The sequence below is a fragment of the Nocardia sp. NPDC005745 genome, from assembly GCF_040630775.1.
Lineage (GTDB): Bacteria > Actinomycetota > Actinomycetes > Mycobacteriales > Mycobacteriaceae > Nocardia.
The window spans coordinates 18,680-27,346 of the sequence record NZ_JBEXYF010000054.1 but is presented as its reverse complement, the minus strand read 5'-3'; the positions used below and the strand labels follow the sequence as shown (position 1 = coordinate 27,346).

The window sequence follows — 8,667 nt, the reverse complement described above, 5'->3', positions numbered from 1 at the left end:
CTCGGGGCGGGCCAGCACCAGGTGCATGATGTTTCCGAACAGGTCGTCGGAGTCGGCGGAGGTGATGAACCGCTTGACGCCCTCGATGTGCCAGGTGCCGTCTTCCTGCTTGATCGCCTTGGTCCGGCCCGCGCCGACGTCGGAACCGGCGTCGGGCTCGGTCAGCACCATGGTGGCGCCCCAGCCCTGCTCGGCGGCGATCTTCGCCCAGCCCTTCTGCTCTTCGGTGGCGTTGTTGTAGAAGATGTTCGCGAAGCCGGGGCCCGCGGCGTACATGAAGGCGGCGGGCTGCGCGCCCAGGATCAGCTCGGCGACGGCCCAGTAGGCCGCGCGCGGGATCGGCAGGCCGCCCAGCTCCTCGGCGATGCCCAGCCGGTCCCAGCCGCCGTCCTGCAGGGTGCGGTAGCTCTTCTTGAAGGACTCGGGCAGCGCGACGGTGTGGGTCGCGGGATCGAAGACCGGCGGGTTGCGGTCGGCGTCGGCGAACGATTCACCGAGCGGACCCTCGGCCAGGCGACGCACCTCGTTCAGCATCTCCTTCACGGTGTCCGTGTCGAGATCGCCGTAGGCGCCGCTGTCCAGGATCGACCCGAGGCCGAGGACCTCGAAGAGGTTGAACTCCAGGTCGCGGACGTTGCTCTTGTAGTGACCCATTGTCAGTACTCACTCTCCGTTGAGTTGGTGCGGTCGGTATGGTTGCCGTTCCCGCCCGTTGTTCGCTCCACCGGGGTAGTCGTGCCGGTTTTCCGCATGCTACTCGCGGGTAACTTATGAGCCATATTACCGGCCGGTAATGAATGCGCAAAGAGCTGAGCAGGCAATGTGACGAGTTTTACAGTGTTTGATTTGCCGCGCCTTCGCGCGGCGTGTTCGCGGTCCCTTCATGGCTCGCGTCCGAGCGACCGCCGCTTGCTCCTTCGTCGCGTACGCGGCGGCCACTCGGACGGCGGGGCAGAATGAGGACGATGCTGATCGAGACGAGTGCCGGGCCGGCCGAGGTCGAGCTCGAACAGCCGCGCAGGCCCGCGTTCCTGCTGCTGCTCACGCATGGCGCGGGCGGTGGGGTGGAGACGAAGGATCTGCTCGCGGTGCGGGCTGCCGCGCTGCGGCTGGGGGGTGGGGTGGCGCGGGTGGTGCAGCCGTATCGGGTCGCCGGGCGGCGGGCGCCGGGGTCGGCGGTCAAGCAGGACGAGGCTTGGCTCGAGGTCGTCGCTCGGTTGCGTGGTCGCAAACGCATTCCGCTGATCCAAGGTGGGCGGAGCAATGGGGCGCGGGTCGCCTGTAGAACGGCGGTCGCGGCGCGGGCCCGCGGCGTGCTCGCGTTGTCGTTCCCGCTGCATCCGCCGGGCAAACCGGAGAACTCGCGCCGGGACGAGCTGCTCGCCCCGGGTGACATCGAAGTGGTGGTCGTCAACGGCGCCAACGATCCGTTCGGGATACCCGATCCCGCCGACGCCGCCGAAGTCCGCGTGATCCCGGGCCAGCCGCACGCCTTCCGCGCGGGCTTCGACCTGATCGCCGAGACCGTGACCCCCTGGCTGGAGCGCTGGTCCTGAACCCCTACTCGGCCGGCCGGGTGGCGATGACCAGAGCGTCGATGGCGTCGCCGGTCTCGGTCGGCCGGTAGACGCGGTCGGCCATGCGCACTCGAATCTGCCCTGCCGACGCCATGGGACCGAGGTCGGCGACGATGTCGTCGGGCGTGAAGAGGATGGAAGGGTCCTGCGGACCACCGCAGCCGTCGGTGATGTTGGTGGTGTCGTGGCCGAGTACGAGCAGGGTGCCTTCCGGGGCCAGCAGGCCGGCCGCCTTGCGGACCAGCGCGCCGCGCTGCTCGGCGGGCAAGTGCAGGAAGACCATCAAGACCAGCTCGAACGGGCCGGTGATCTCCGCCTCGTCCAGGTCGGTGACGTCGGCGCACTGCCAGCTGATGCGGTGGCGCACCGAGCGGGACAGGCGCGAGGCCACGGTGCGGCCTTTGTCGATGCCCACCTGGGAGTAGTCGACGGCATGCACCTGCCAGCCGTGCGTGGCGAGCCAGAGGGCGTTGCGCCCCTCGCCGCACGCCAGATCGAGGGCGCGGGGGAGGTCCGGCGCCTCCCCCGCGGGTGTGGCGGCCTGGAGTGGCGCACGGCGTTCCAACCCGTAGACGTGTTCCACCACGGTGTTGTTCGGCGGTGCGCCCCAGACCAATTCCGTTTGCGCGTAGCGCTCATCCCAGTCGGCCGCATCCATATTCCGAGTCTATTGATCGCGCGCCCCGCGCCCCCGAGGGTTGCTCGAGTCAGTCCGATACCTGCGAGAGCCAATGCACCGGCGTGGTCTCGCGCACGTGGATCAGCACGTCGAACGCGGCGGCGAGCGAGGAGAGCCGGATGTTCGCGGTGGCGTCGGCGGCCGGGTCGTAGACGCCGCTGATGGTGCGCAGCTTCGCCGGGCCGGTCAGCCAGTCACGCACCGGTTCCGGCGCCGCGGCGCGCAGGTCCAGGTAGTAGGCGGGCAGCTCTACCTCGCCCAGTGCGGCATCGACCAGGTCCGGCGACGGGGCGGGCGCCACGGCCATGCCGAGGTCGCCGTGATGGAACCCGATGCCGACGGACACGTATCCGTCGCCCAGGTGATCACGCAAATGGCTTCCGGCGCCGCGGAATTCGGCCGTGTCGTAAACGATCGGAAGGCTGGTCGTGTGCGCGAGCCCGTCCCAGTAGACGATCTTGGCGCCGGTGGAGCGCTGCCGGTGCAGCACCGTCTCGGCCGAGGGCCGTTCGTCCCGGGCGAACCCTTGACTCGCGACGCTGGACCGGTGGAAGTCGAGGATCAGACGGGCATGGGCGAGTGCGGTGGCGCGCTCGTTCGTTTCCGGCAACTCGGCCAGGAGCGCGAGGGCGTCTTCGGCGTGTTCGGCGAACGGGCGGCCCGGGTGGATGCCCTGGTGGCGCTGAACGTGCTCATCGATCTGATGGGCGGTGCGGATCGGCGCGAGGTGCGCCTCGATCGCGGCGAACCGGTCTGGAGCCGCACGACGCGCATAGTCGAGCACCGCGTCGTAGTCGCTCGGCTCGGCGCGGGGCGGTTCGACGCCGAAGATCCGCACCGGGTCTTCCGGATGCGCCAGGTTCCACGCGCGGATCCAGCGCAGTGTGGCCACCGATTCCTCGGTTCGCCACGGGCGCCAGGCGCCGGCGAGCACCGTTCGCGGATCGCCCTCGCCCGCGGTGACGAACCGGTCCCAACGCGCACCGGAACGCGCGCTGTCCTGAATCGCCAACGCGCGGAAGCCATGCCGTTCGACCAGTCCGCGGAACAACCGCTCACGCACACCGAAGGTCTGCCGGGAGAACCGCGTGGACTCGCCCAGTCCGACCACCGTGGCCGCGCCGAGCCGAGCGATCAGAGCGTCGAGATCCGAACCGTAGGAGCTGGGGTCGGAGCTATCGATCGCGACGGCGTTGTCGCGCAGCCAAGCGCGGACGTCGACGGTGGTGCTGAGCATGATGCCTCCCGGAAATGTGAACGATCCAACGCGAAGCAGCCTCATTCATGAACCATTGTTGAGGTCAAGCCCCGCGCCGGATCGCCGGTCCGCGAGCTACAGCGTCGTGCGCATCAGCACGACGTTGTACTGGCTGTGCACCGTCGTCAGGAAGTACAGATCGCGCCCGGTCTGGTACGGGAAGATCGCGGGTGCGTACGCGGTGGGCAATTCGCGCGTATCGATCAGCACTTCGGGATCGCTCCACGGGCCGGCCGGGGCGGACGCGCGCCGCATCACCACGGAGTTGAATTGATCGGTGGTGAGCGAGATGTACTGTCCGAGATAGGCGTTGTACATCACCGAGAGTTCGCCGACACCCCACATGATCGGCGCGGCGGCGTCCACGTCGTTCTTTCGCCAGGCGCCGCCGTCCCAATATTCGTATTCGGCGAGGTTCCCGATGTCCTGCGCGTGTACGCGAGCGACGTGAGCGGTGTGATTGCGCCCGGATCGGGTGCCGTATTCGTAGATGTATCCGCCGTCGGCGAGGAAGGCGTTCATCTGGAAGTTGGCGTTTCCGCCCTCGTTGTTGCGCCGCGTTTCCGGCAGTTCGGCCCAGTTCTCGCCGTTGTCCCCGGAGGTGGCGAGGCCGGAGAAATTGGTGCTCCACTGACCGACGTCGTCCCAGGTCCGCACCGACATCAGGCTCATGTACTGCACACCGTTGACCGAGATGGCCGCGGTGGGGATCCGGCTGATCTCCAGGAACGGGATCTTCGGGCTCGGGATCAGATCGCGGGCCTGGCCGAATATATCGCGTACCGCGCTGTCGAAGAAGATGCCTTCGGACGGATTCGTGGTGTGGCTGCGCAGCAGGATATTGCTGCGCCAGGCCCACATGCTGCCCGCGAGCAGATTCGGGAAGCCGACGCCGGCGGTGTCGCCGAACGCGGTGAGCATTTCACCGTGTCCGTTGTCCCACATGATGCCGAGATCGGTGCCGAGGACGTTATAGGTCTGGGTGTTGTTCGGGCTGGCCATGCCGGTCACCTGAAACACCGCTTTGGTTCGGCCGAGCAGGTTCGGCAATCCCGTCGTGCCGTTGAGTACCGGAATCGGATTGATGGCGTTCGGGTTGGCGATGGCGGGGGTGGTCGCCGTGAAGAGCAGGGCCGAGACACCCGCCAGCGCCGAGAGTAGGAAGGATGCGGTCTTGATCACTGTCTGTGAGCCCTCCGGTTTCTTCCCGAGAGCGGTGCGAACCATGGACGTCCCGCGATACACAGACCCTTCGCAGCGTGCCGCGCACCACTAGTCGACTGGCTGGCAAATCGTGCAAATGGTAGCAGCGGAACCAGTCGGCCGGGCGCTTCTGGCGAATTTACAGCTATCTACCGAGCGCTTTGCGGATGATCAGTGGGAGTTGGGCAGCGCGCTCGAGGGCAAAGGTTCGCCGGGGGGATGCTTGCCACGACTTATCGAACAGCCGCTTGGCGGAGGCGATCGCATGCGGTGACCGCGTCGCGATCTGGTCGGCCAGTTTCTCGGCCTCCGTGACCGGGTCCGCACTCAGCTCGGTGACCAAGCCGATCTCGGCGGCGTAGGCGGCGTCCACGGTGTCCGCGGTCATCGTGAGCAGGAGGGCTTTGTCGATGCCGATCAGCCTGGACAGCGTTGCCGCCCCGGTCATGTCCGGGACCAGGCCGTGCTTGGTCTCCATGACGGAGAACTCGGCGTCTGGGGTGGCGAAACGGATGTCCGCGGCGAGCGCGAGCTGGAGTCCGCCGCCGAAGCAGCGCCCGTGCACCGCGGCGATCACCGGCACGGGCAGGCGGCGCCAAGCCCAGCACGCCTCTTGGAAGGCGTTGGTGCCCCGCCAGGGCAGCGGAACGAAGTTCCGGATGATTGCCAGAGGATCGCTGGTCGCCGCTGCGATGTCCAGGCCACTGCTGAAACTTGGGCCGTTCCCGGACAGGATGACCGCACGCACCGCACTGCGACGGGACACCAGCTTCGCGCTGGCAACCAGTTCGCTGAGCATGTCTACGGTCAGGCCGTTGTGCTTGTCCGGCCGATCGAGCGTGACGTACGCGCGGTGGTCGTCGAACCGCACTGCGATGTTGCTGCCCATGCTCCTATCTTACTCACCGGTCAGTTACTGCCGCCCGCGCTGTTGCCCGCGCGCTCGGGCTCTGTTCTAATCGAACTCGAATTACCGTCAATGTTGACGGTTATGGAGCGGAGGACGCATGCTGCCAGCCGGAATGGACCCGAGGACGCCGGTGCTCGTCGGCGCCGGGCAGGTCGTACACCGACCGGGTGAGCCCGGTCTCCCCGGCCCGGTCGAGCTCGCCGCCGAGTCCCTGCGCCGCGCGGGCGCCGACAGCGGCGTCGGTGACCGGCTGCTGCGGTCGGCCGACTTGATCGCCGCCGTCGCCCCGGTCAGCCGCCCCTACGGCGATCTGGGCGCGCTCGTCGCCGCCGATCTCGGCGCCGCTCCGAGGCGGACCGTGCAGTCGGTGCGTTTCGGCGGCGACGCACCGCAGCGGCTGCTCAACACGGTCGCGCAGGCCATCGCCGACGGCCGCTCGGACATCGCGCTGCTCACCGGGTCCGAAGCGGTGTACTCCGGGAACGCGGCCACCCGCACCGGCACGGCGGTGGACTGGCCGGAGCAGCCGGAGGACGTGGGTCCCGACGAGGTCATCGGCTCCGATCGCGGGCCGAACTCGGACATGGAAACCGCCGCGGGCTTGTGGGGTCCGGTGTACTTCTACGCGCTCATGGAGACGGCGCTACGCCACCGCCTCGGGTCGACCGAAGCCGCGCACCGCGAGCGGATCGGCGGACTGTGGTCGCGGCTGTCGGAGATCGCGGCGCGCAATCCGTACGCGTGGCAACCCACCGCGCATGCCGCCGCCGACCTGGTGACGCCCGCGCCCACCAACCGCATGGTGTCGACGCCGTACCCCAAGCTGATGATCGCGAACCTCACCGTCGATCTGGGCGCCGGGCTCATCCTGTGCAGCGCGGCGGCGGCCGACGCCGCCGGTGTGCCCCGGGACCGGTGGGTGTTCCCGCACGCGGGCGCCACCGCGACCGACGAGTGGTTCGTCTCCGAGCGCGCGGACATGTCCCGCTCACCCGCCATCGCCGCGGCGGGGAAAGCGGCGCTGGGTGCGGCCGGGATCGGGATCGACGATGTCGCGCACATCGACCTCTACTCCTGTTTCCCGGTCGCGGTGCAGATCGCCGCCGAGGAACTCGGCCTGCCGATCGACGATCCGTCCCGGCCGCTGTCGGTCACCGGCGGTCTCACCTTCGCGGGCGGGCCGGGCAACAACTACACGACGCATTCGATCGCGACGCTGTCCGGCATGCTGCGCGCGGACCCGGGGGCCTACGGCCTGGCGACGGCACTCGGCTGGTACAGCACCAAGCACGGCGTCGGCGTGTATTCGGCCAGGCCTCCCGAGCGGCTGTTCCGTGCGATCGAGGCCGAGGTGCCCGCGGCGCGGCGCGAACCTGCGCCCGGGTACACCGGTCCCGCCTCGGTCGAGGCGTACACCGTCGCCTATCGCAAGGGCCCGGCGCCGGACCGCGCCGACGAGCCGGAAGCCGTTGTGGTGAGCGCACTGACACCCGACGGGACCCGCATACTGGTCCGGGCGTCGGATGCCGACACCCTCGCGGCGTTCACCGCGGGCGATCCGCTCGGCGCGGACGCCGAGATCGCCGCGGACACCTTCACCCTGCTCACCGAGAGGAGCGCCCGATGACGGATCCCGTCCTTATCGAGCGGCGCGACGCGATCACCGTGCTGACGGTCAACCGTCCCGAAGCGCGCAACGCGATCAACCTGGCCGCCGCGCAGGCCATCGAGGCCGCCGTCGACGAGTTCGAAGCCGACGACGCCGCGCGCGTGCTCGTGCTCACCGGTGCCGGCGGAACCTTCAGCGCCGGAATGGATCTCGTCGCCGCGTCGAAAGGCGAGATGCCGATGACGCAACGCCGCGGCCCGCTCGGCATCACGGCGAAGCCCCCGGCCAAGCCGATGATCGCCGCGGTCGAAGGCTTCGCGCTGGCGGGTGGTTTCGAGCTGGCGCTCGCGGGCGATCTGATCGTCGCCGCGCGCGACGCGCAGTTCGGCATCCCCGAGGTCAAGCGCGGTCTGGTGGCAGCGGGCGGTGGCGTGCTTCGCCTCACCCAGCGGCTGCCGCGCAGCACCGCCGCCGAACTCGCGCTCACCGGCGGCCGTATCGGCGCCGAGCGGCTCCACCAGCTCGGTTTGGTCAATCGGGTCACCGAGCCGGGTGCGGCGCTGTCGGTCGCGCTCGAGCTCGCGGCCGAGATCGCCGCCGCCGCTCCGCTCGCGGTGGCCGCGAGCAAGCGCATCATCGACGAGTCGCCGGATTGGACGGTCGCCGAGGCGTTCGCGAAGCAGGGCGAGATCGCCCTGCCCGCACTGTTGTCCAAGGACGCCGCCGAGGGCGCGCTGGCGTTCGCGCAGAAGCGCGAGCCGCAGTGGCAGGGCCGCTGACGGGCACGGGACACGTCCGGCAGCCGCAGGCGCAGCGCAGGGAGCGCATGCGCACGCGGCTGCTGGACGCGGCGGTGGATAGCCTGGTCGAGGTCGGTTACGTGGGCACCACCACGCTCGAGGTACAGAAACGGGCGGATGTGCCGCGGGGGACGTTGCAGCATTACTTCCCCACCCGGGCCGACCTGCTCGCCGGTGCTGTGCAGCACGTGGCGCGGCGTCGATTCGACCAGCTGACAAGCGAATTCGAGGCCATCCCGGATGGCGCGGACCGGCTGGAGACGGCCGTCGAGCTGACCATGCGGATGCTCAGCGGCCCGTCGTTCTGGGCGGCGCTGGAGATGTGGGTCGGCGCGCGGACCGATCCGGAACTGCGAGCGGCGTTCCTGCCGCTGGAGGTCCGCCTGTTCGAACTGATGCACACCAGCATCCGCGACAGCTTCCGGCGCGAATTCCCGGACGATCCCCGGGTTCCGACGATCACCGAGTTCACCATCGAGATCATGACCGGCCAGGCCTTGCGCGTGCTGCTCACCGGCGACCTGTCCCGCAACCGGCTGCTCCGGCACCGATGGGGGAACGCCGTGCGCGTCCTGCTCGGCACGGCGGCCGCGGACACGTTGCTCGATCCGCCCGCGGACTGAACCGGCCG

9 protein-coding genes are annotated in these 8,667 nt (G+C 69.2%); 4 read left to right on the top strand and 5 right to left on the bottom strand.

All coding sequences use genetic code 11. The annotated features are described in order from the left end of the window. A partial coding sequence (locus tag ABZ420_RS34170; RefSeq protein ID WP_357131773.1) for an acyl-CoA dehydrogenase family protein occupies nucleotides 1–654 on the bottom strand: 654 nt, incomplete at its 3' end. A 311-nt stretch (nucleotides 655–965) separates the two neighbouring features. On the opposite strand from ABZ420_RS34170, the gene ABZ420_RS34165 reads away from it, so the two are divergent. Continuing rightward, the gene (locus ABZ420_RS34165; RefSeq protein WP_357131770.1) at nucleotides 966–1,556 is read left to right on the top strand and encodes an alpha/beta family hydrolase; all 591 of its coding nucleotides are present in this window, start codon (nucleotides 966–968) and stop codon (nucleotides 1,554–1,556) included. A 4-nt stretch (nucleotides 1,557–1,560) separates the two neighbouring features. On the opposite strand, the gene ABZ420_RS34160 is transcribed toward ABZ420_RS34165, so the two are convergent. The 4 genes from ABZ420_RS34160 to ABZ420_RS34145 all read right to left on the bottom strand — a co-directional run bounded on the left by ABZ420_RS34160 (nucleotide 1,561) and on the right by ABZ420_RS34145 (nucleotide 5,606). Beyond that, nucleotides 1,561–2,235, bottom strand: a complete 675-nt coding sequence (locus ABZ420_RS34160) for a class I SAM-dependent methyltransferase (RefSeq protein ID WP_357131767.1) — start codon at nucleotides 2,233–2,235, stop codon at nucleotides 1,561–1,563. 49 nt (nucleotides 2,236–2,284) lie between these two features. Then, entirely contained in the window at nucleotides 2,285–3,493 is a 1,209-nt protein-coding gene (locus tag ABZ420_RS34155; RefSeq protein ID WP_357131764.1) for an erythromycin esterase family protein, read from the bottom strand. Between the two features lie 96 nt (nucleotides 3,494–3,589). Continuing rightward, nucleotides 3,590–4,696 (bottom strand): DUF4185 domain-containing protein, encoded by a 1,107-nt coding sequence (locus ABZ420_RS34150; protein WP_357131761.1) that lies wholly within the window; start codon nucleotides 4,694–4,696, stop codon nucleotides 3,590–3,592. Between the two features lie 166 nt (nucleotides 4,697–4,862). Continuing rightward, entirely contained in the window at nucleotides 4,863–5,606 is a 744-nt protein-coding gene (locus tag ABZ420_RS34145; protein WP_357131758.1) for a crotonase/enoyl-CoA hydratase family protein, read from the bottom strand. 118 nt (nucleotides 5,607–5,724) lie between these two features. On the opposite strand from ABZ420_RS34145, the gene ABZ420_RS34140 reads away from it, so the two are divergent. The 3 genes from ABZ420_RS34140 to ABZ420_RS34130 are packed head-to-tail and all read left to right on the top strand — an operon-like array spanning nucleotide 5,725 to nucleotide 8,659. Further along, nucleotides 5,725–7,254 carry an acetyl-CoA acetyltransferase gene (locus tag ABZ420_RS34140; RefSeq protein WP_357131755.1) on the top strand — a complete coding sequence of 510 codons (1,530 nt, stop codon included), beginning with the start codon at nucleotides 5,725–5,727 and terminating at the stop codon, nucleotides 7,252–7,254. Continuing rightward, the gene (locus ABZ420_RS34135) at nucleotides 7,251–8,015 is read left to right on the top strand and encodes a crotonase/enoyl-CoA hydratase family protein (RefSeq protein WP_062972986.1); all 765 of its coding nucleotides are present in this window, start codon (nucleotides 7,251–7,253) and stop codon (nucleotides 8,013–8,015) included. The genes ABZ420_RS34140 and ABZ420_RS34135 overlap by 4 nt, the downstream gene beginning before the upstream one ends. After that, on the top strand, nucleotides 8,000–8,659 hold the full coding sequence (locus ABZ420_RS34130) for a TetR/AcrR family transcriptional regulator (RefSeq protein ID WP_357131752.1): 660 nt from the start codon (nucleotides 8,000–8,002) through the stop codon (nucleotides 8,657–8,659). Before ABZ420_RS34135 ends, ABZ420_RS34130 begins: the two co-directional genes overlap by 16 nt. Nucleotides 8,660–8,667: the final 8 nt, after the last annotated feature.